General features: G+C 48.1%; 17 protein-coding genes. 12 read left to right on the forward strand and 5 right to left on the reverse strand.

The annotated features are described in order from the left end of the window. The first annotated feature begins 175 nt into the window (after window positions 1-175). From AAAT87_RS05310 to AAAT87_RS05320, 3 genes are all read left to right on the forward strand, one after another. Window positions 176-1,582: a sigma-54-dependent transcriptional regulator gene (locus AAAT87_RS05310; protein WP_349225840.1), complete on the forward strand. Its 1,407-nt coding sequence runs from the start codon at window positions 176-178 to the stop codon at window positions 1,580-1,582. A 285-nt stretch (window positions 1,583-1,867) separates the two neighbouring features. Continuing rightward, entirely contained in the window at window positions 1,868-2,110 is a 243-nt protein-coding gene (locus AAAT87_RS05315; protein WP_119249284.1) for a hypothetical protein, read from the forward strand. Between the two features lie 220 nt (window positions 2,111-2,330). Next, window positions 2,331-4,700 (forward strand): ATP-binding response regulator, encoded by a 2,370-nt coding sequence (locus AAAT87_RS05320; protein WP_349225841.1) that lies wholly within the window; start codon window positions 2,331-2,333, stop codon window positions 4,698-4,700. Here the strand turns inward: AAAT87_RS05320 and AAAT87_RS05325 are convergent. Then, entirely contained in the window at window positions 4,657-5,538 is an 882-nt protein-coding gene (locus AAAT87_RS05325; protein WP_349225842.1) for a helix-turn-helix domain-containing protein, read from the reverse strand. The two genes, AAAT87_RS05320 and AAAT87_RS05325, sit on opposite strands and share 44 nt — an antisense overlap. Window positions 5,539-5,722: 184 nt before the next feature. On the opposite strand from AAAT87_RS05325, the gene AAAT87_RS05330 reads away from it, so the two are divergent. From AAAT87_RS05330 to AAAT87_RS05350, 5 genes are all read left to right on the forward strand, one after another. Continuing rightward, window positions 5,723-7,120: a TolC family protein gene (locus AAAT87_RS05330; protein WP_295024699.1), complete on the forward strand. Its 1,398-nt coding sequence runs from the start codon at window positions 5,723-5,725 to the stop codon at window positions 7,118-7,120. 94 nt (window positions 7,121-7,214) lie between these two features. After that, window positions 7,215-8,255 carry an HlyD family secretion protein gene (locus tag AAAT87_RS05335; RefSeq protein ID WP_294806263.1) on the forward strand — a complete coding sequence of 347 codons (1,041 nt, stop codon included), beginning with the start codon at window positions 7,215-7,217 and terminating at the stop codon, window positions 8,253-8,255. Between the two features lie 43 nt (window positions 8,256-8,298). Then, window positions 8,299-9,840: a hypothetical protein gene (locus tag AAAT87_RS05340; RefSeq protein WP_295024701.1), complete on the forward strand. Its 1,542-nt coding sequence runs from the start codon at window positions 8,299-8,301 to the stop codon at window positions 9,838-9,840. A 137-nt stretch (window positions 9,841-9,977) separates the two neighbouring features. Next, the gene (locus AAAT87_RS05345; protein WP_295024703.1) at window positions 9,978-10,700 is read left to right on the forward strand and encodes a phosphatase; all 723 of its coding nucleotides are present in this window, start codon (window positions 9,978-9,980) and stop codon (window positions 10,698-10,700) included. 36 nt (window positions 10,701-10,736) lie between these two features. Further along, on the forward strand, window positions 10,737-11,279 hold the full coding sequence (locus AAAT87_RS05350) for a beta-class carbonic anhydrase (RefSeq protein ID WP_349225851.1): 543 nt from the start codon (window positions 10,737-10,739) through the stop codon (window positions 11,277-11,279). A gap of 118 nt (window positions 11,280-11,397) precedes the next feature. Here the strand turns inward: AAAT87_RS05350 and AAAT87_RS05355 are convergent, their stop codons facing one another. After that, window positions 11,398-11,682, reverse strand: coding sequence for a putative quinol monooxygenase (locus AAAT87_RS05355; protein ID WP_203039408.1), 285 nt, complete (start codon window positions 11,680-11,682; stop codon window positions 11,398-11,400). Window positions 11,683-11,860: 178 nt separating this feature from the next. Between AAAT87_RS05355 and AAAT87_RS05360 the strand changes: the two genes are divergently transcribed. The 3 genes from AAAT87_RS05360 to AAAT87_RS05370 all read left to right on the forward strand — a co-directional run bounded on the left by AAAT87_RS05360 (window position 11,861) and on the right by AAAT87_RS05370 (window position 17,101). Further along, complete coding sequence (locus AAAT87_RS05360; RefSeq protein WP_349225843.1) at window positions 11,861-12,145, forward strand: hypothetical protein; 285 nt, start codon at window positions 11,861-11,863, stop codon at window positions 12,143-12,145. Window positions 12,146-12,372: 227 nt separating this feature from the next. After that, on the forward strand, window positions 12,373-15,201 hold the full coding sequence (locus AAAT87_RS05365; protein WP_349225844.1) for a DEAD/DEAH box helicase: 2,829 nt from the start codon (window positions 12,373-12,375) through the stop codon (window positions 15,199-15,201). A 28-nt stretch (window positions 15,202-15,229) separates the two neighbouring features. Beyond that, window positions 15,230-17,101 carry a hypothetical protein gene (locus tag AAAT87_RS05370; RefSeq protein ID WP_349225845.1) on the forward strand — a complete coding sequence of 624 codons (1,872 nt, stop codon included), beginning with the start codon at window positions 15,230-15,232 and terminating at the stop codon, window positions 17,099-17,101. 13 nt (window positions 17,102-17,114) lie between these two features. On the opposite strand, the gene AAAT87_RS05375 is transcribed toward AAAT87_RS05370, so the two are convergent. The 3 genes from AAAT87_RS05375 to AAAT87_RS05385 all read right to left on the reverse strand — a co-directional run bounded on the left by AAAT87_RS05375 (window position 17,115) and on the right by AAAT87_RS05385 (window position 22,584). After that, window positions 17,115-18,509, reverse strand: a complete 1,395-nt coding sequence (locus AAAT87_RS05375; protein ID WP_349225846.1) for a right-handed parallel beta-helix repeat-containing protein — start codon at window positions 18,507-18,509, stop codon at window positions 17,115-17,117. Window positions 18,510-18,535: 26 nt separating this feature from the next. After that, a complete protein-coding gene (locus AAAT87_RS05380) occupies window positions 18,536-21,367 on the reverse strand; it encodes a TonB-dependent receptor (protein ID WP_349225847.1) in 2,832 nt (943 codons plus the stop codon). A gap of 143 nt (window positions 21,368-21,510) precedes the next feature. Beyond that, window positions 21,511-22,584, reverse strand: coding sequence for a metallophosphoesterase (locus tag AAAT87_RS05385; protein ID WP_349225848.1), 1,074 nt, complete (start codon window positions 22,582-22,584; stop codon window positions 21,511-21,513). Between the two features lie 339 nt (window positions 22,585-22,923). On the opposite strand from AAAT87_RS05385, the gene AAAT87_RS05390 reads away from it, so the two are divergent. Continuing rightward, on the forward strand, window positions 22,924-23,481 hold the full coding sequence (locus AAAT87_RS05390) for a hypothetical protein (protein WP_349225849.1): 558 nt from the start codon (window positions 22,924-22,926) through the stop codon (window positions 23,479-23,481). The last annotated feature ends 210 nt before the right edge of the window (window positions 23,482-23,691 follow it).

Here is a 23,691-nt window from a genome sequence, read left to right on the forward strand (position 1 = left end):
TTCCATTTTTATGTGATTACTTCCTAATTTTTTCGATTCATTAAAACAATTAAGCCCTTTTTCCTTGCTGATTCCAAATATTAGTGCTAACTTTGCACTCTGAAACAACACTATCTTTTTAGAAGACAAAGATACAAGTAAGAAAGATACAACAAGACAGTAAGATCGCAAAGACATGGAAAAGATTCTAATAGTTGAAGACGACATCGCATTTGGAACCATGATTCAGACATGGCTCAGAAAGAAGGGATTCGAGGTGGAGAAAGCTACTTCGGTCAAGGTCGCCATACAGGTTTGCGAGGAGGCAGAAAGAGGATTCGATCTGGTATTATCAGATCTCCGCCTTCCCGATCACGACGGCATCTTCCTGCTGCAATGGATGAGAAAGCATGGCGTGCAGGTGCCTTTCATCGTGATGACCAGCTATGCAGAAATTCAGAATGTGGTGCTCGCTATGAAATCAGGCGCTACCGATTATGTGGCAAAACCTTTCCATCCGGAAATCCTTCTGGATAAGATCAAGGAAGCAATCAAGACTCCGAAAAAACAGGATTCGAATGCAACCTCAGCAGATAGTCAGCGTTCCACAGACACAAATTCTACTCCTACAGACGCAGCACCTGGCAAGCAGGCAGGAAACCAGGCATCATCTGCCAATGGGGATGTACCCAAATACCTGGAAGGTGAAAGCGAGGCTTCACGCAAGCTCTACAGTTTCGTTTCGCTGGTGGCCCCTACCCCTATGTCGGTACTCATCCTGGGTGCCAGCGGTACAGGTAAGGAATATGTGGCTAGAAGAATCCATGAACTCAGCACAAGAGCCAACAAACCTTTCTTCGCACTCGACTGCGGTGCCATCCCTAAAGAAGTGGCGGCATCAGAATTCTTCGGTCATGTGAAGGGTTCGTTTACGGGAGCAGACCAGGACAAGAAGGGTGCTTTCGAGATTGCCAACGGAGGAACTCTCTTCCTCGATGAGATGGGAAACCTGAACTATGAAGTACAGGTGCAGCTGCTCCGTGCCCTCCAGGAAAGAAAAATCCGTCCGGTGGGAAGCAACAAGGAAATAGATATCGATATCCGACTGGTATGCGCTACCAATGAGAATCTGGCTCAACGCGTGGCAGAAGGCAACTTCCGTGAAGACCTCTACCACCGCATCAATGAGTTTACCATCTACATGCCGGAGCTAAAAGACCGTGGTGCCGACCTCTTCCTCTTTGCCGACCTCTTTATCAAGCACGCCAACAAGGAGCTGAACAGAAATGTGGAAGGACTCGACGGCAAAGCCAAGGAGCGAATTGCCGCCTACAACTGGCCGGGCAACCTGCGAGAATTGAATAATGTGATGAAACGAGCTACTCTGCTCGCCACCGAAAGATACATCGGAGTAACAGAACTGGAACAGAGTATGGCGCATATCCAGCCACAAGCTCCTACCGCCCTGCACGATGAGGAAACGGAACTGCAGAGAATAGAAGCTGCGCTGAAAGCAGCAGGCGGCAACAAGAGCAAGGCTGCACAATTGCTCGCCGTAGATAGAAAGACACTCTACAATAAGATGAAGAAATATGGTATCTGATAGAAAGAAGTACGGCTTTTGATGATATGGGAAAATGGGGAATCTGATGACCATTCCCCATTTTTTTGGGGAATAATTCCACACTAATTCCACAGTTTCCACAATATAGAATTCTGGCACAAAAAAGCATTTACTACTGATAATCAAACTATTAGATAACTCTTTTGTTTTTTGGCACGCAGATTGTGATATTAGAAAGTGAACACGCCAATGAGCGGTAACGCAAGCAAGGCTGTTCACAAAGAAAGTAATAAATATAATATTCACAATAAAAAACAAAAGATTATGAAAAAGTTAGTTTTCGCAGCTATCGCTGCCATGGTAATGGTATCAGTTAGCAACGTATTCGCCAGCAACAAGATGGCAAGTGTTTCATCAGTAGCTCCAGTTGACACAGTAGCCCCAGCAGAACCAGCTGCTCCAGCAGACACAACAGTAGAGAAAGAGACTCCTGCAGAGACACCAGCTGAAACTCCAGCAGAGACTCCAGCAGACTCTACAGCAACAGATTCTACTGTAGCAGAGTAATATCACCTTTAAAAAATAGTAATTAACTGAGGAAAAGATAGAATAACACTAGTAATTACGCGTCGCTTTCAATCAGGCAGGAGACTAATGATAGAATTCATTGGTCTCCTGACTTGTTTTTAGCCCTTTTGTTTTCTAATATCATTTTTTTGCATTAACTTTGCAAACAAATATCTATTGAGCAAGATATCAGTCTGCTCATCATTTTAAACGATTTCTCATGCACAAGAACAATATTCCTCTCAAGGTAGCCCTCGGATATAGCGCCATTGCCATTATCATGATTCTGGCAATCAGTCTGGTGTATAGCAACACCAAGAGCATCAATGCCATCAATGAAGCTTCGCGCGAGTATATCCAGAAAAGGGGTGTCGCCGATAGTACCATCTCTTCCCTGCTCAAAGAGGAGCAGAGAAACCTGAAACAACTGTCTGATGTCATGGCAGGAAGACCTACCCAAAACTATCTGCAGAATAAGGTGAAGAATCTGAATACGGGAAAGGATTCCATACTGGTTCACTCCAAGGCACCTCAAACCCACGAGGCGAAGAAGACTACGGTAGAGGTATTGAAGACCCGAAGGGGATTCTTCCGCCGACTCGCCGATGCCTTCAAGAAGGAGCACGCCGAAACCTTGAGCGTAAAACAGGACAGCAACCGGGCTGTCATCGATTCAGTTACCACCCCAGTAAACGTGGCGGAAAACGTGGCAAACATCCTAGAACAGATAGACAAGAAGGAGAAAGTAGAAACGCAAGACCACAAGCAGAGCATCAATAGGGAGATGGAAGAGCTGAAGATGGTGAGTGCCAAACTCGCCCTGCGCTCCGCCAAACATCTGAGCGATGTACACCAGCGTGAAAAAGACAACATGCAGGAAGCCATCGAGAAGGCGATGGAAGCAAGAAAGCATCTGTTGTGGCAGATGGAACTGCTCGCCATCGTAGCCTTCTTTGCCATCGTCATCATGATCTGGTTTATCTGGCGCGATGCCAGAAAGGAGCGTATCTACAGGGAAAACCTGGAGGCTGCCAATGAGGAAATCCAGCGTATCATGAACCAGCGCGAGCGCCTGCTCCTCACCATCACCCACGATATCAAGGCGCCAGCTGCCTCTATCTCGGGCTTCATCGATCTGATGAAAGATTACGTCAGCAATCCTCAGGGCATCGAATGCCTCCAGAACATCAAGAACTCTGCCGCTCATCTTTCACATCTCGTTGCCTCGCTGCTCGATTATCATCAGTTGGAGAACGGACTGATGAAGGTTCAGCCTACCTCTTTCTCACCGGCACAACTGGTAGCAGAATCGGTAGAGGGAATGAAATTGAGAGCAGAAGAGAAAGGACTGGCGATTTCGTTCGAATGCAAAATAAAGGGAATGGGAACTTCGGACTCTCCAATGAAGAAGAAATTCTTCCGTGCTGATGCCTTCCGCATTCGTCAGATATTGGATAATCTGGTAAGCAACGCCATCAAATATACCGACCGGGGCAACGTTACCATCCAGGCACAGGTTTCAGAAATTCTGGGCAAGCCTACGCTTACCCTGAGCGTAAAAGATACGGGAAAGGGAATGACCGATGAGGAGAAACAGAAGGTGTTCCAGGCGTTTACGAGATTGAAGAGCGCCCAGGGCATCGAGGGTACCGGTTTGGGATTGTCCATCACCCAGGAACTGGTTTCGCTGCTTGGTGGAGAAATCATCCTCCACTCTACTCTGGGCAAAGGTTCTACCTTCATCGTCACCATCCCTATCGAGCCAGCACCAATGGAGGAGTCTCAGGAAATGGCTCCATCAGAAGTCAAGCATGATTCTTCTCTCGATTCTGCTCAAGATAAAGAAGGACAGAATTCTGGCAGCCATCAGGTTACTGATATAAAGAAGAAGCCGGAATTTGCCAACCACAAGATTCTGATTCTGGATGATGACAAGCTGCAGCTCCAGCTTCTCCAGGAGATGTTGCGCCGCATCATAGGCGACACCTGGCAGGTATTCGCCTGCAACCATGTGATGGATGCCCTCACCACACTACATAACGAACAGCCTGCCCTGATGCTGATGGATATCGAAATGCCGGAGATGAACGGCATGGATATGATTGCCCACATCAACCATACCAATATGATGGTGGTAGCGATGACAGCTCACGATACAAGCATCCTGGAACAGCTTCTGAAAGCCGGCTTCGACGATTGCCTGTTCAAGCCATTCAGCATAGAGAAGCTATCCGATATCCTAGGAATAGAGTCCCAATCCAAGCCTCAGCTTGATTCGCTCCTCGCTTTTGCCGGAGGCGACGAAGAAGCGGCAAAAGAGATTCTCGATACCGTGAAGCAGGAACTTGCCGCACACCTTGAGAATCTGAAAGAGGCAGTAGAAGAGGAATCCTTATCTACCGACCGCATAGGAAAGACGGCACATAAGCTCCTCCCTATCGCCTCCATGATGCAGATGGGATGCCTCGAAGAACTCAAGGCTCTCTCCCCAGAACACATCGGCAAGATTGAAGAAGCTGAAATCAGAGCAAAACTGCAGTTTGTGATTACGACCTTATCTGCTGTGGTGTCAGACCTGTATGCTTCTTGAAATATCGGCAGAAGAAACTGACGTCGGCGAAATGAAACTCCCAGGCCATCTCCTTGATGCTTTGCGTGCTTCGCTTAAGATGCAGCTTGAGCTGCAGAATCACGTATTGACCGATGATGGTCTTGGGGGTATGCCCCGTCACCTGGTTCACGATGTTGGTCAGATATTTCGAAGAGATATTCATCTGGGCAGCATAATAGTTCACATCCCTTGATATCTTGTAATCCCTCTCCAGCAGCATCATAAACCGATTGAACAGTTCCCTTACGCGATACGATTTTACTTCATCTGGCCGGTATTGCGGATTGCGCTGAAGATACTCATGAAAACCGATGAAGAATGCCTTCAACTGGCACAATACCAACTGCGAGATGCAGGTACACTCCGACTGGTCGAAATATACCTTCAATAAGGAGAACATCCCATTGATGATGTTTGTTACTACGGGGGTATCCTGCCGGCAGCGGTCTTTCCGCAAGGAAGAATACACCGTCTGCTCCAGCTGCAAGCTTGCTTCACGAAGCAAGGAAGGATTATATTTCAGGATTTCGGCTTGGAAATTGTTCGCAGTTTGAGGGGATTTGCAATCTCCGTTTTCAGTTTCAGGGGATTTGCAATCCCCGTCAACCTTCAATTCTACTACATCATTCGGGAACAGCGTAATCACCGCCCCCTCATAAAGTTCCCAATCCTTATAATTCACATTCAGCCTCGCCTTTCCTTTTCGGCAAATCAATATTGCTCCGTAAGTCAAAACTTGCGGACCCTCCTGCCATTCCTCCAAACCAGAGAGGAAAAGACTTGCTTCCTGCTGACTGCTTAATTCTGATAATTCCATCTACACCTTATTATATATAGAGTTATTATATCTCTTTATTCCTATTTCTGTTGCAAAATTACACAAAATATGTGATATAAAAGAACTATTATTCCCAAATCGTCCATCCGCTGCGAAATATTTAAAGCGATTGTTCGCTCAAAACTCCGTACCTTTGCACCCGAAATTCAAAAAGTAATGATCAATGATTAAGAACATCTTATTTGTAAGCCTTCTGCTTGCAGGAGGAACCCATTGGGCTTCGGCTCAATCACAAACCACCGTAGGAGCGGCTGCTTCCTTGCCCGTCAGCAAGAAAGAAAACATGACCATCAGCCAGCTCTTCCAGAAGGTTGAGGATAACAGCAAAAGCCTCCGCACTTCATTATCTGGAGTAGAAGCAGCCCATCTCGGCATCGAAGCGGCCAAAAGCAAGAAACTGCCCGACCTCGATGCTTCCCTCTCATTCAGCTACATCGGCAATGCGCTGATTACCGACCGTAACTTCAGCAACGTTCATGGACTGAAATCCCCACATTTCGGCAACAACTTCGCCTTCCAGGCACAGCAGGTGGTTTACGCCGGTGGAGCCATCAACGCAGGTATCAAACTCGCCGAACTCGGAAAGCAGCAGGCAGAAGTAGGCGTGAAACTCACCCGACAGCAGATCCGCTTCATCGCCCTGGGGCAATATCTCGACCTCTATAAGATAGACAACCGCATCAAGGTGTATGAAAAGAACATCGAGTTGACCCGCCAGCTCATCGATGACATCAAGGAGAAACAGACGCACGGAATGGCGCTGAAGAATGACATCACCCGATACGAACTCCAGATGGAAAGTCTCAAACTCGGTCTGACGGCGCTCCGAAACAACCGGAGCATCCTGAACCATCAGCTTTGCAATATCCTAGGAATGAACCTGGGATACCTGAAGAAAGAAGGAAGCCAGATGAACCAGACAAGCCAGGAGATTCAGATTATCCCCGATGCTACTATCGCCGACAAGACCTACGGCAAGGAGGGTGAGGCTTACTGGCAGACGGCAGGCACCCTGAATTCTCCACTCCTGGAGCAGAGCAACAACGCCATCCGCATCGCTGAACAGAAAGAGAAGATAGCCAAGAGCGATCTTCTGCCAAAGGTAGCTTTCGTTGCCGCTGACAACTTCGACGGACCTATCCTCTTCGAATTGCCACCTGTTGAAAAGAACCTCAACGTCTGGTATGTGGGCGTAGGCGTGAAATACAGCCTCAGCTCTCTCTTCAAGAGCAACAAACGCATCAAGCAGGCAGCCGTAGAGACCCGACAGGCTAAAGAGGCACATGCCGTTCAGGCAGAGCAGCTCAACAATAATGTGCAGGCTGCCTACTTGCAGTATCAGCAAACCTATGTAGAACTGGAAACGCAGCGAAAGAGCGTGGAACTGGCACAACAGAACTACGACGTGATGAATGCCCGCTATCTCAGCCAGCTCGCTCTGGTTACAGACATGGTGGATGCCTCCAATCTCAAGCTCAATGCCGAGCTCAGCGAGGTGGATGCCCGCATCAACATCGTCTATGCCTACTATCGCATGAAGTACGTGGCAGGAGAGATTTAGAAAGTGAAGAACGAAGAGTGAAGAAACAACGTTCGGCGTCCGAAGGGAAAGCCAATTCATTTGCTCTTCAAAAACTATAAAATAAACTAGCAAAATTATGAGCAAGAAGATTATCAAGAGAATATATAATGTAGTGATTATCCTCCTTTTCCTGGGAGCTATCGGCTGGTGCTTCAGCCATTTCTATCATGGCAGCGATGTGGCTTACACAGATGATGCACAGGTAAACCGCCATATCACCCCTATCAATACCCGTGTACCGGGATTCATCAAGGAGATTCGTTTCAACGACTATCAGCACGTAAAGAAGGGCGATACCCTTGTTATCATCGAGGATGCAGAGTTCCGTCTGCATGTGGCTCAGGCAGAAGCCGGCTTGCGTGGCTCCAAGTCAAGTTCTTCGGTAGTAACCGCCAGCATGGGCACCACCAATACCAATGTGCAGACAGCGGCTGCCGGCATCGAGGAGGCTCGTGTGGATATGATGAATGCCAAGCAGGACTTCGACCGCTTTGCAGCCCTGATGAAGAAGGATGCGGTAACCCGTCAGCAATACGACAATGCCTATGCCCGCTATCTGGGAGCCAAGGCGCGTTATGAGCAGGCAAGCAGCCGCAAGGCTAGTGCCGCATCGGTTCGCAATGTACAGACCCAGCAGCTCGGCGGTTCACGTGCCGGAGAGAGCGTGGCAGAGGCACAGCTCAACCTGGCTCGCCTCAACCTTTCCTATACCGTAATCGTGGCAACCTGCGATGGCGTGATGGGAAGAAAGGATATTCACGAGGGACAGCTGGTACAGCCTGGTCAGATGCTCGCCCGCATCGTGGATGACAATGATGTTTGGGTGGTAGCCAACTATCGTGAGACTCAGATGGACGGCATCACCGTGGGCAAGACAGTAGATTTCACCGCCGATGCCATCCCGGGTGTAGTATTCCATGGCAAGGTAGAAGCCCTTTCTGCCGCAGCCGGCAATGCCTATTCCATGATTCCTGTGGATAATGCCACCGGCAACTTCGTAAAGGTAGAGCAGCGTGTGCCTGTTCGCATCGCCCTTACCAAGGACAATGACCCGAAACAGATAGCCCTGCTCCGTGCCGGACTGAATGTAGAAACCAAGGTTCACATTAAATAGAATGTTCTATAAACTATAAATTATAAACTATAAATTATAGAAAATGCCAGGACCTCCAATGCTTCAGGGCCCCTTCCAGGTTCCATCGTTCAATGGATATATTCCTCGCCGGTTACAGCCATGGATTTATCTCCTCTTCGCCTTCATCTTCCTGATGTCGGGCGGAATCTATGGAGGAGCCATGAGCCAGGTAATGGGCGAATACAGTTTGATGAGAGAAGACGTGCTCATGATCATCATGTTCAACGTGGTGGGCGTGGCGATGCCATTCCCCTTCCTCTTCAAGATGAAGTTCCACTTTACCAACCGCCAGCTCCTGCTGAATGCGGCACTGGTAGTGGCAACCTGCAATTTCCTCATCATGTGGACCGACTCGGTACCCTTGATGTGCATTCTCGCTTACATCGCAGGCTTCTTCAAGCTCTGCGGAACCTTCGAATGTATGAGCACCATCCAGTTGTGGATGACCTCCAAGCGCGATTTCACCATCTTCTTCCCCCTGCTCTACTGCATCGTGCTGGGAAACATGTTCCTCTCGCCCTGGGTCACCGAACACCTGATTTACATCTATCAGGATTGGCGCATCATCAACTGGGCGATGACGGGAGCCCTGCTTCTGGTGGCATTCATCGTGTATGTCACCACCCACGACTTCCGCTTCATGAAACCCCTGCCCTTCATCAGTATCGACTATCTGGGCTGCATCCTGTGGTCGGCATGGATGCTGGAGTTCATCTTCTTCTTCACCTATGGCGAGCACTACAACTGGCTCGATTCGAAGATCATGCAGATGGATGTACTGCTCTTTATATTTACCGGATATTTCTGCATCCAGCGAATGCTCCACATCCGTCACCCTTACATCGAGCCGGCGGCGTGGAAGTATAAGCGACTCGTCCCACTGCTCATCCTCTTCGCCTTCGTAGAGTTCATGGGCAGTACGCCTAAAGTGCTGCAAACCGCCTTTACGGGTGGCGTGCTGCATTTCGGTGCCATCACAACCAATGTGCTCAACTTCGTGGAATGGGTGGGTGCCCTTGCCGGTTGCCTTTTTTGCCTTTTCTGGTGCAAGGTGCTCTGTCAGAAATACACCCGTCTGCTCACGATAGGTGTAGCAACGATGGTATGTTATCCTGTGATGATGTATTTCCTCATCAATCCGGGTCTCAACATCGAGGCACTCTATCTGCCCTGTTTTCTCAGAAGCTTCGGCAACGCCATCTTCTTCTGCATGCTCACCGTGTATCTGGAAGAACTGATGCCGTTCCAGCATTTCTTCATGGGATTGACGATGGCAGGCATCATCCGCAACGGTCCGATGTCGGCGATGTGCTCAGGCCTATACAGTTTCGGGCTCCGTTATCAGATGGCAGACAACATGTCGCGCGGCTTGCCCTACGATGCCACCAATCTTCTGATGCTCAGCATCCGGAATCTCTATGGCATCACCTGTCTCATCGGCATTGCCGTGCTGATCATCTTCCTGCTCTGGGATGTACAGCCCGTGAGAAGTACCCTGAAGAAGATGCCTTCCTGGAACTTCGTGGGGAAGAGGATGAAGAAAAAGAAAGGATTTGCGAAATAAAACCTATTATCATTACGGCTGTCAGTTTCTTATAAACTGGCAGCCGTTTTTGCTATCCAGCTACCCAAAACAACCCGAAAAAGAGAAAAAGCCCGAAGAATCTTTGCTTTTTCAAACTTTATCCGTACCTTTGCAGTATGAAAACATTATTAGACGTTCATACACATACAATAGCATCCGGTCATGCCTACAGCAGTTTGCAGGAAATGACCATGGCTGCAAAAGAAAAGGGGTTGGAAATACTGGGAATCACAGAGCACGGACCACATATCCCGGGCACCTGTGATCCCATCTATTTTAGAAACCTGCATTGCGTTCCCCGTCAGCTCTATGGAATCAAGCTGATGCTGGGAGCAGAACTCAACATCCTCAATACCCAAGGCGATATTGACCTCGATGAGGATTACTGGCGCATGCTTGATATTCGAATCGCTGGCATTCATAGCCTTTGCTGGCAGGGAGGAACCAAGGAAGAGAACACGCAGGGTGTCATCAATGCCATGCGCAATCCATTCGTGCAGATTATCTCCCATCCTGGAGATGGAACGGCAGAACTGGACTTCGAGGCTCTGATGAAGGTTTCCAAGGAGACGCATACCTTGCTCGAAATCAACAATCACTCCATGGCTCCCATCCGCCACAAGACGGTGGCAGCTCCCAATAACCTGGAACTGCTGGAACTTGCCAAGAAATACGAGACACCAGTTATCTTCGGAAGTGATGCCCACTTCTCTACCATGATTGCCGACTACAGCAACATCATGCCACTGGTAGAGAAAGCAGAGTTCCCGGAAGAACTGATTCTCAACTATCAGCCGGAGAAATTCATGACTTATCTCAAGCCTACCCCTGAGAAATAGGAAAAATTCGTTTCACATTTCATTTGCACTACTATGATTATAGAGGAAATTATCAAGTACAACGAGGAATTTGTAGCCAATAAGGGCTACGAGAAGTATCTTACGAGCAAATACCCAGACAAGAAGCTTGCCATCCTTTCCTGTATGGATACCCGCCTGACAGAGCTTCTGCCAGCAGCCTTGGGATTGAAGAATGGAGATGCCAAGCTCATCAAGAATGCAGGTGGACTGGTTATCAGTCCATTCGACTCCGCCATGCGCAGCCTCCTGGTTGCCATTTACGAACTGGGTGTAGAGGAAATCATGGTCATCGCCCACTCCAACTGCGGTGCCTGCCACATGAACGGACAGCAGATGAAGGAATTGATGCTCAAGCGCGGCATCCATCAGGATGTCATCGACACCATCGGACTTTGCGGCATCAACCTAGACCATTGGCTGGAGGGCTTCCACGACACCGAGGATTCTGTAAGAAATACGATTAATACCATCCGTACTCACCCTCTTGTACCAAAAGATGTCAATCTGCATGGTTACATCATCGATTCCCAGACGGGTAAGCTCACAGAAGTTAAATAAGAAATCATTCAGTTGATGAAAAGAGAAGTCAGCCGGCGACTTCCCTTTTCACGAACAAAGAACATCAGCCGGTGATGAAGAAGAAAATGTATCATCACTGGCTGATGTCTGAAAAGATTTAGAAAGTGAACTGCTCCAGTTTCAAGCCGTTCTTGGTAAGAGCTTCAATCTTTGGAACCAATGTAGTGAAATGTTCAGAAGCCATGTGAGCTTTCAGAACTTCCTCGTTCTCCCATGTCTCGCAGATCATCATCACCCCATTACGAGTTCCACTGGTGAAATAGTCATAGGCAATATTGCCATGGTCCTTCAAGGACTTCTCTACCAGTTCCTTACACAAAGCGTTGATTTCCTCAACCTTTACCTCCTCCTTCTTCTCAAAAAACACATTTAATCTAATCATAGTTCTTTATTTTTAATATTGATTTTGTATTCAATTGCTGGTTGCAAAATTACCATTTTTTTATGAATACCCAACAAATTATGCGTTATATTTTTGTTAAAATTTGAAGTTTTTCCATTTTTTCTTGCGTCATTAAGATAAAAAACGTATATTTGCAGCAGATTAAATACGCAAGCTTATGAAAGAGAAAAGATATACATTGCCAGAAGAGCAGAAAGATGCAGCTTTCGTAGCAGAGTCTGCACCAGCCTATCACGGAAATGCCGCCATGGCACTTCCCGAGGATGAATGTGCAGAAGAAGATATTGACTGGAATAAGATTCCAGTGGGCTGGCATCCGGCCAATGAAGAAGAAGCCGTGGCTAGGATTGAAGCTATTGAGGAAGAGTATGAGAATGGACAATATATTGATGCAGAAGAATTTGAAAAAGAACTAATTGCAGAATATCCATGGCTAGCATAAGATTAACACTTTATTTTAAAGCTGGGGGATTTGCAATCCCCTCAATTTTTCTCGATATTAGGAAAACTTTATCCTATCATAACAAAACTTTCCCTCATATTTTTCACTTTTTCGAGCAAATATTTTACTTCTCACAAATAAAAGCTTGCATATTCCGAATATTTATTGTATTTTTGTAGGCAAATAAAGATTTTGACACAATAATTTAATCAAAACAGAAAAATAAGATGAGCGATTTTCTGACACAATTCAAGAAGCTCCAACCCATCACCATTGCCAAAAGCGGCAAGACGATGACGGGCAAGGAGATTTTCTTCATGATAAGAACTGGGGAAAACGATACTTTCATCATCCCGGTAGATAAAAAACTGAAGCCGGTGGAGGCTGACTATCATTACTATTCGGGCGATACGGCTCAACTCCTGCGCAGCATCGACAGCATCAAGGAGGAGATGGCTTTCCAAATCTCCTGGGACGAGAGCGAGGCTACCGACGTGAGCCTCAGCCAGAACCCTCACTTGCTCTACCAGCTCATCCGTTGCAAGAACCTCATCGATGAGAAGGGTCACGCCATATCCGTTCACCCAGACACCTCTGTGCTCCAACTGGTGTTAAAGAAATTCGGCCGCAACATCGAACCGCATTTTATCATTGCCGCCAAGGATTCTTCGGATGCTGAAGAATATGACGGAGCCAAGAAATACGAAGCCAACAAGTTGTATTTCAGTCTTCTGTCAGACAGTTTCGTCTTGTCAGACAATGTCATTTATACCATCGCCCCTATCGGCGACAACTATCAGCAACTCAGCTATTTTACCACCCGTTTCACCGAAGATATGCTGGAAGAATACCTCTCCGTATTCTTCTCCTTCATCGAAAGCGTGCAGGTGACTTACGAGTATTACACCGTGGAATTCTCCGACACCGACATCGTACCTACCCCTTCTCTTTCGTTTGAGAAGATAGATGCCGACAAGACCCTGTTCCTTCGACTCGTAGAATCATACAAGGGATTGCCGCTCGATTTCGTGCAGCAGTTCGACCTGAGCATGGTTGCATCACTCTCGCTCGACCAAAAGATTGTGGTAAAGCGACTCGCCCATCTGCCAATAGACGAAATCACCAACAACCTCAGAAAGGAAATCATACAATACGCCCCTAGCAAGGCGGCACAGAAGGACGTGTATGTGGAGGACCATCTCTTCATCATCCCCGAGGAAACGGCAGGTCCGTTCCTGCTCCAATCGCTCCCATCCCTGCTGAGAACCTACCAGCTCATCGGTGCCGAGAAACTGCGTGAGTACAAGGTGAAGCCAATGACGCCTAAGCTGAACATCAGCCTCTCATCAGGCATCGACTTCCTGGAGGGCGACGCCAGCATCACGCTCGAAGGCGAACAGTTCTCGCTCCAGCAAATCCTCTCGCAATACAACAAGAAGAAATACATCCAGCTGTCGGACGGCAACCGTGCCATCATCGAGGACGGATACATGCGACGTCTGGAACGTATCTTCAAGAAAAAGGACAAGGATGGAAAGGTCAAGGTGTCGTTCTTCGACCTGCCTGAGATAGAAGACCTCATCAACGAGCCTTTGGAGGGTGAGGCGTTCAAGCATCACCGTGAAGTGTACGAGGGCTTCAACCACCTTGCCGAGGAAACCCTGAAGGCACCAAAACTGAACGCCCAGTTGCGCCCATACCAGGCAGAGGGAATCAAATGGATAAAATATCTCTACGACAACAACCTGGGAGGCTGTCTCGCCGACGACATGGGTCTCGGCAAGACCGTGCAGACCATCGGTGTCCTCACCCTCATCTATCCGAAGGTGAAGAAACCTACGCTCATCGTAATGCCTCGCAGCCTGCTCTTCAACTGGCAGAACGAGTTGAAGAAGTTCGCCCCACAACTCTCTGTCTATACCTATTATGCAGGCGACCGAGACATCAAGGAGGCGATGAAGCACCAGGTGATACTGACCACCTACGCCATCGTGCGCAACGACATCGAGACCTACTCCAAGCAGAAGTTCCACTATGTGATTCTCGATGAGAGCCAAAACATCAAGAACACTACCACGCAGACCACCCAAGCCACCCTCGTACTCCATGCCGAACACAGACTGGCATTGAGTGGTACGCCGGTGGAGAACAATCTGACGGAGCTATACTCGCTCTTCCGTTTCCTCAACCCAACGATGTTTGGCAGTTTGGACGATTTCAACAGCCGTTACACGGGTCCTATCCAGCGCGACAACGACAAGGACACCCTATTGAGCCTCCGCAAGAAGATATTCCCGTTCATGCTTCGCCGACTGAAAAAGGACGTACTCAAAGACCTGCCCGACCGCATCGAGCAGACCCTCTTCGTGGAGATGAGTCCAGAGCAGCACGACTTCTACGAGCGAAGAAGACAGTACTACTACAACCAGGTGCGCCAGACGATAGCCGCCGAGGGCATTCAGAAGTCGCAGTTTGTAATGTTCCAGGCACTCAACGAACTTCGCCGCATCGCCTCCATCCCAGAGAGCCTCAGCGACGGACACATCAAGTCGCCTAAGCTCGACCTGCTGACCGACACCCTCCTCGAAGCCGTGGCCAACGGACACAAGGTGATGGTATTCTTCAATTTCATAGCAGGTATCGAAGAACTCAGCGAGCGACTGGACCAAAACGGTGTGGACTATGCCTGCATGACAGGTTCAACGAGAGACCGCAAGAGCATCGTGGAGCGATTCCAGAACGACCCACAATGCCGAGTGATGCTGATGACGCTGAAGACGGGTGGCGTGGGTTTGAACCTGACAGCCGCCGACACCGTGTTCATCTTCGAGCCATGGTGGAACAAGGCTGCCGAGGAACAAGCCATCAACCGTCTGCACCGTTTCGGACAGAAGGCAAAGGTACTCAGCTACTCGCTCATCACCCAGCAAACCATCGAGGAGAAGATACAACTCCTGCAACAACAGAAGGCCGAGCTCTTCGAGGGCTTGATAGGTGCCGACAGTTCATCTTCCAAGCATCTGTCGGAAGATGACATCAACTTCATTCTGGGATAAAAACATCATTTCATAATAGAAACAAGACATGGCAACAGAAACAACACTCTGGGACATAAACGACAAGCGACCAGAGAAAACCATATACGTTCCGGAAGGGACGGAGAATGAACAAATAATAAGTACCCTCATGCACGGATATGGTTTTAGTAAACTACAGGAAGCAGCTTACGGCGTGCGTGAAACCTTTAAGAAGTACAAATTGGTGGCACTGGACAAGGACGGCAAGAAATACGAGCCAGCCCCTATCACGCTTATGTTATCCAACAAGAAGAAACTGAAGAAGGATTATGCAGCGTTTCTTGCTATCATGAAGCATACCAACAACTTCTCCCTATATTACGACGAATGGTCGGAACCTGTAAAAAAACTCTTCAAGCAGACTGCCGCCAACCATTACATCCTACATACTGACGCAACCAAGATTCTCGGCGAACCTAGCATCACAGAGAGCAGGCATTTCTGGGACGCTCCTAAGATCAACCAGAAACTTGGCAACTGGTATGGCACCAAAGAGGCAAAAGCGCCAATTCCTAACAAGAACACATACGGGCGCTCTAATTATTACCTTGAATTGGCAGACAAGTCTTATTATGTAAAGACATTGCCTATTCTCTTCCCAGAGTTGATGAATATCGAGAAATGCGAGGAGTTGCCTGATGCGGAAGCATACAAGACCTATAGCGGTGAGAATACGATTTTCACCGTCGTACCTATCATGTCTTCACTCTTCGACAGCGGACAGCTGAACCTGGGACGAAACAAGCTGCCAGCCAGCGAACTGAAGAAGAAATCCAAGCTTCTCAATCTCCCTGAATTTTTCACGGATGGCAACAAATATTTCTCCAACATCTGCGCTTCGTTTGTGCTCAATTTCTACACCATCTATTGCATGGACTTGTACAACAACGACTTGACGGAGAAACAAGACCTATTGAAGGATCTCTTCAAGAACCTGGATGAAATGCAAGAGTACCTGATGCCTGTCCTTTTGCCACACATCACAGGATTCAGAAAAAATATGTTCGACTATTGCAGTTGTGGGTATCAGATAAACGTTCTTCAGTCGGTATTGAAGGAATTCCACAAAGAAGGCTGGTTGCCGATAGACAAACTTTTGTTCCATTGCCGAGTGAGTCCCAAAAACACAGAGAGTCAATTTTTGCTGCTTTACTACTCAGACCTCCTCAAGGCCAATTTCTGTAATGAATATGATGGCAAAGAACTCTTTTGCGATGACACCATCCAAGAGTTGACCTACCCTTACCTCAAGGCGGCACTCTTCATGATGGCTGCATTCGGTTTCGTGGAGATAGCCTACAAGGAAAAGCCCGACGAGGGAGCCACCTCTTATTATGACACCTTGGCTTATGTACGACTCACCAACCTGGGGCTCTATGCCCTGGGCATCAAGAGGAAATATGTGCGCACCAAGGAGGCAGATATCCATTACTTCGAACTGGACACAGAACGCCTCATCATCAAGTCGCTGGTGGACAACAATCCGTACGAGTCGCTCCTAGGCAACATGGCGACAGCCATCTCCAAGAAAATGTACAAGGTGAGCTACGAGAGTTTTCTGAATGGTTGTGAGAAGCTACAGGACATCAACAGCAAGATTGACTTCTTCAAGGAATACATCTCTTCCCAGGACTTGCCCGACAACTGGGCAAAGTTCTTCAATGACATCAAGAAGCGATGCAAGCCGATGAAGGCACCAAAGAAGAAGTATTCCCTGCTGCAGATTCCAACCGACGACAAGGAGTTGCAGCACATCATCCTCACCGACCCTACCATCCGCAAGTACACGCTGAAGGCTGAGGGCTTCATCCTCTTGGTGGAGACGATCTATAAAAGCAAGGTAGAGGAAGCGCTCAAGAAGTATGGATATCTGATATAAAAACAGACTGATATTACAACCATGCTCCGAATCTTGCGCTTGGCAATGGGGCGGCAAAGTAATAGTTCTGGTCGTTATTCTTATCCAGGAAATTCACCTGCTTCATGCCGAAGAATGGCAGACCTTGTGGGAAGAGGCGGGCAAAATCGGTTACACCTCCTGAGAGGGCAGGACTGCCTGCCTGATACTCGAAATTCCAGCTCTTGTCGAATGCCAATGGAGCACCCTGGGCTACATCATCAATTTCGCAATTGATATTCATCTTCTCGCTCTGCTTGAAACTCTTGAAGAGTGGGTTGAGCTGACCTGCCACGCTACTCTTGATATCGGTATCAAACCAGATGCCGAGCTCTGCATCCTTCGCCATCTGCGCTACGCCTGTCTCTGTAGATGCAAAGTAGTAGTTTGGGGTAAGACGACTGTGCTCCATATCAGCACCATCCTTCTTTGGCTGCTTCAGTCCGAAACGGGAATCGTAGATGAGGTTGTTCACGAAGACTGGCTTCGCTGCCTTCTCTACCCAGACAGAACCACCCTTCTTGTTTTTGGAACGGCGCCAGCCGCAGTTGATGATGGTGTTGTTATAGACGGTCATCTCAGAGAGAGGGATTACCTCGCTATTGCCGGCATTCGAAAGTTTGAAGGCGTTGGTGCAGGCGTTGTAGATGATGTTGTTGGCTACATCGAGCTTGCAACCTGCCTTTACGTTGATGGCCTCGCCACCATCGGCTGCATTTCCGCTATCGGCAAAGATATTGTTGATAATCACGCCGTTACCACCGGTAAAGTAAGTCTGGTCGTTGTAGTTGTCATGGAAGAAACTGTTGGTCATCACAAACTTGCCGTTTACATTACAGAAGTGGAAGGCTGGCACACCGCCATCGATGGTGGTCTTGAAAAGCTTGTTCTGGAAAGAAGCTGAACTCTCGGTAGGAGTACCACCGGCATAGGCCACATCCACGTGATTGAGCACTACCTCCTCAGAATTATATCCGCAGATGATGCCGCCCCAATCAGCAGGCTTCCTGGTATCAGAAGTAAAGACTATTGGTTTTTCGGCGGTTCCCATACAATAGAGATTGCCCAATACCACGATTTCTACCGGCACCTGAACCTCAGATTTGCAGGTGACGGTTACGCCCGGCTCAATATAGAGCGATGCTCCTACAGGAATCTCTACACTCTCGCTCAGGGTGGTATCCTTGGTCCAAACCACAGAACCTACGGGATATTCTGCCACCTTCGTTGTGATGACATCCTTAGAACCCTGGTTCTCATTACCATCACTTCCATTACCGCCATTATTCACGTAATCGTATGGATTGATATTATCGTTCTCGCAAGATGTGGAGAACATTGCAGCTGCTGCCATCATAAGCATGCAAGCTAAAGTATTTATCTTTTTCATTTTTTACCTTTTTTTCTTTTTACCTTTTATAATTTGTATCTTACTCCCAGCAGGAAGGTTCTGCCATACTGATAAGTGCCTACGATGGTCTTATCGCTCTTCTGGCCCTCATACTCCAGGTTGCTCTTGTTCACGGTCTTCAAGTATCTCTCGCGCTTGGCATCGAGCAGATTGTTTGCCTTGAAGAAGATGGAGATGCCGTTCTTGAATTGCTTCTCGGCACTCAGGTCGAGACCGAACATCGCCTTGTCCCACTGGTCGGCATCCTTGAAGGGAGAAACCAGGGCGAGCCTGGTGCCCGTGAAGGAAGAGGCAAGCTGCGCATTCCAGCCATGCTCCGTATCCTTATATAATAAGGAGATGTTGGCGGTATGAGGAGCCTGGTTAACCAGCGGACGGGTCTGGGTTACGCCCGTCTTATACTCGGCACTACCCTCCTGGTACTCACGCTTCGAGGTGGTGATTTCAGAATGAGTGTAAGTATAATTCGCCTTTACTCCGAAGTGGCGGATGTACTTGATCACGTCGATTTCGAAGCCCATGTTCTTGGCATTACCCAGGTTGTCAGGCATGTAATAGGCATCGGTTCCGGCGCCAATCTTGCCATCCGATGTTACGAACACCTGCTCTATAGGGTCTTTCAGATACTTATAGAATACGCCGGCAAGAATCTGTTCGGTCTTGCTTGGGAACCACTCCCAGCGCAGGTCGATGTTGTCGATGCGGGCACGCTTCAGGTTTGGATTACCCTTTTCCTGATACTCCTCGCCCTGAATCTGATAAGGCACTATCTCGTAGAAGCCCGGACGGTTGATGGAGCGATAGTAAGAGAGACGCACGTTCATCTTCTTGGTTGGCGTCCACTTGATGGATGCCGATGGCAGATAATCCCAGTAGCTCTGCTCGCCCACCTGTCCCATGTTGCGGAAGTGCTGGAGCATGGTGTAAATCTGGTTGGTGTGCTCGGCACGGAAACCGGCATTCAGTTCGCCCACCTCGCTCTTCAGGGTTACCATGGCATAGGCTCCGCCGATGTGCTCCTTGGAATCGTAGTTGAGTTGCGAAGCCTGAGAATAAGGAGTCTTGCAAACCCAATCGATGTGAGCAAACTGATCTATTCCGTTGCCATCCAATCGCTGCGAGATGTCGGCAGGATTGAATATGTAAGAATAATATCTGTTGCTGCGCTCCTTTCTGCGATACTGTGCGCCCGCCTTCCAGAGAGCCTCCACAGAGTTGGCGAAATGGGTATCGTAAGAGAGGTTGATGTAACCCGCCCAGTCGGTATCCTTGTTGTGCTGGAATCGGCGTTCGGCACTCTTAGGCAGGGTCTTGGTGATGTTCTTGTCGCCTTCCCAGATGGAACCTGAAACGGCATCGCCGCCATTCTCGGCTTTTCTGCTCACGGTATTCGTCAGGGTGACGTAAGTTCTGTCCGGATCTTCCTCCTTAGCCTGGGAGAATACGCCCGACCAGTCTATGGTAAAATCCTTGGCAAGATGATGCGTACCCTTCAGGTTGGTGGCGAAGATGCTCTGGGTGGTTGAAAGAGAGCGCACTTCATCGTCCTGCGTGTAGCTGTCGGCTCCGATGTATTCGGTATTGACGCTGTTATTGTATCTGATGCCCTTGGAATTGGTGTACACATACATGTTGTACCATTCCAGCTTGTGGCCAGGCAGGGTTAAATCTATCTTGGCATGAGCTCCCGCAGTAAGGTCGTGGATGCTGTAGTAGCGATGCTGCAAATTGGAAATGTACATGGCCTGCTCGCCCGATGCCATCTTTACGGAATTGTAGGTGCGCTCGGTGCCACGGAAAACATTCTGCACGCTTCCGGCAAGCATCACGCCCAGGCGGTCGTTCCAGAAGCGGTTGCCGATGCTCAAGCCTCCTATAAAATTAGGAGATGGCATGGAATGGCTCTTCAACAGAACAGGACCGTTCTTGAAATCGCTCATCTGTGCCTTATAGTCTTTTCCGAAAGCCTCGTAAGGAGATTTCTTTGTATAATCAGAGCGGTTGCTGGTAAGATAATCTCTGCCATCCTTCCAGAAATAATCACTTGCTCCGATGGCTGCATTCGCCTGAATCTGGAAACGGGATGGGGCATCCTTCATCACCATGTCCACCACGCCGCCGGCTGCATCGCCTTCCATATCAGCAGTAAGAGACTTGGAAACCACGAGGCGGTCCATCAGATCTGAAGGGAAGATATTCAATGGGATGTAACGGTTTTTATCGTCCGGACTAGGAATCTTCACGCCGTTCACCAGGGTGTAGTTATAGCGCTTGTCCATGCCTCGGAGGATGGCGTAGGAAGCCTCGCCCGATGCATCACGCTCCATGGTTACACCCGATACTCGCTGCAGAACGCTCGCCACGTTGACGTCAGGCGAAAGCTGGATGCTCTGCTGGCTCATCACGTTGAGCACGTTGCCGGCATTCTTCACGGATTCTATGGCGCTGCGGTCGCTACGGTATTCACGATGACCGGTAACCACCACTTCGCCCAACTGCTTCAGGTCTTCTTCCATGGCGATGGTCAACTGTCCATCCTTTCCCTCTTTTCCATCTTTGGAGAAGTCTTTAGCCACATCCACCACCATCTCCCTGGTCTTGTACGACATGTAGGAAACGATGATGGTCACCTTGCCTTTATCAGGCAATTCATGCAGGGTGAAAGTACCATCAAGTCCGGTGGTAGTACTCACGTTGGGCAGCTCCTTTACCCGGATTACGGTTCCGATGAGGGGCTCGCCCGTTTTGTTATCCTTGACTATACCATCCAGCGTGTGTGCCTGGATGGCGGTAGTCGCAGCGGCAAGAAGCGCCGCACTCAGTAAAAATCTTTTCATCTATATCGCTATTGAAATCTTCATTCGTTTCTTTTCGCAAAAAAGCTCCTTTTACCTTTAATATAAAAGCTTGGAGACCAGCGATGGAATAGCTGGGAACGGGGGTGCAAAGGAGTTAAAGCTTTTTTTACTTTTTTACCTTTTTACTTTTTTGCCTTTGAAATCGTGTAGATGATTTTTCCATCCTTATCTATCATTGACATTCTGAGCTGCTTCTTATCTGCTGTAAATACAGAGAAACCATCGGCTGGACTACAGAACACGGTGCCATCGATAGGCTTCACAGGACGAGCCAGAGATGAAGAGGAATTGACTACGTAGTCGATGTTGTCGCCCTTCTTCTGGATATGCTGGAAGTTGTGGATGTGACCGCAGGCATAAATCGCCACATTATTATATTTATGGAGGATAGGAAGAAGGCGCTTCTGCATGTCGAGTCGCTCATTCTCCTTCTTCGTGGTGTAGGCGTAGATAGGATGATGACCAACCACGATGACCCAGTCTTCCTTGGCATTCTTCAGGGTTTCATCGAGCCAGGAGAGCTGAGCCTCTGCATCCTGCTTGCAGGCATCAGGATAGATTTCCGGATTCTTGCGGTAAGAATCGATGAGGGGCGTGGTGTCGAGGAAGATGACGCGCACGGTGGTTCCCTTGTGATCGAACACCTTGGTGTAATATTTGGCAGGCATCATCCAGCGGCGGCTCACCTTGCCGTAGTCCATAAAAACCTGAGTATTACCACGATACTCATGGTTTCCACAAACCGGGAACCAGTTGAGCATCAGGTCGGGATGAGAATAAACCCATTCGTAATTGGTAAGCCACAGAGGATCCTGGGTGGAAGCCACGCCATTGAAATGGTGGATGTCGCCCACGGCAAGTACGCATTCAGGATCTACCGTGCCCGCCATCTCGCCCATCAGTTCGGCGATAGGCTTCTGGTCGTAGTAGCCGTTGCGGCCCATGTCATTGGTCATGTAGAGGGTGATTTCGCCCTTCAGTTTCTGCCATTCGGCAGCATTCGCCTTCCAGTTTGGATTCTGCGGAATGGCGGTTGCTGCACTCAGAGAGCAGGTGGTTAATGCTGCGTTTTGAGCCTGTGCCGTCAAGCCTCCACCCAACAATAAAGCCGAAGCCAAAACTACAGTAGCTACTCTACCTTTCATCATAGCAAAGCCATTCATGCTGCTATGCTTACCCGATACTTTCTTTTCCATTTTTCTTTATCTGACTATAATACATTATTAAATATTGATGATACCTTTCCCCTTCCAGGGTTGTATCTGTTAAATTTCGGGTGCAAAGGTAGGGATATTATGTGTCAATGAGGTTACAAGGATTTGAATTAGCAGATAAAAGATACTACAATCTTATTACAGGAATCTCCCCGATGCTTTTAGGGAAAATCATACATCAGATTATGGTTTTCCCCTTGTTGTTTTCAGCTATTCTCCCTATCTTTGCACCATCAAAAAGTTGATAGCGGCACCAAGTAGCCTCTTCTATCAAGAAAACAAAAAGAAATGCAGTAATAACCCTTTAAAGAGAAAATCGTTATGAAAAGAATGATTATGACATTGGTAGCAGTATGGATGATGATTACATCTATGAATGCTCAGAGACTGACAAATATTCAGGCAGAAGCCCGTTTTATCACAGATAAGATGGTGGTGGAACTGGGATTGAGCAGCGCCCAGCGCAACAGCATCCTGAACATCAATCTCAATTATCTCAATGGCATCCGAAGCTATCGCGACATTGATGCCTACGGCTGGCATTACCGCAACAAGCAGCTCAAGCGCATGATGACCGCCAGACAATGGAAGAGATTCAAGAACTCCTACTATTTCTATCGCCCTATCGGCTGGGAGAATCATGTGTATGTTCACCATATTTACACCAAGTATCCTAAGCATAACTGGGGACACGACAAGCGCCGCCCTCGCCCTGAGTGCAGCTACGGAAGACCAGGATGGCCAGGCGGAACCCATGAAACTCACGGACCAGGAAAGCCGGGCAAGCATCACAAGCACGACAAGCATCACAAGCACGACAAGAAGTGGAAGCACGATAGAGATTGGGATGATGATGATAATGACAGGGATGATGATTAAGATTAAGACTGAGATTAAGACAAACATTCGATGATAAAACAGAAGAAATCCAAGCTAGAGATGATTCTCCGGCTTGGATTTCTCGTTAAATAAAAACTAACTATGCTGACTAACTAATCATTAATAACTAATCACTAATCATTAATAACTAATCACTAATCATTAATAACTAATCACTAATCATTAATAACTAATCACTAATCATTAATA

It is taken from the genome of Segatella sinensis, assembly GCF_040095255.1.
GTDB lineage: Bacteria > Bacteroidota > Bacteroidia > Bacteroidales > Bacteroidaceae > Prevotella > Prevotella sinensis.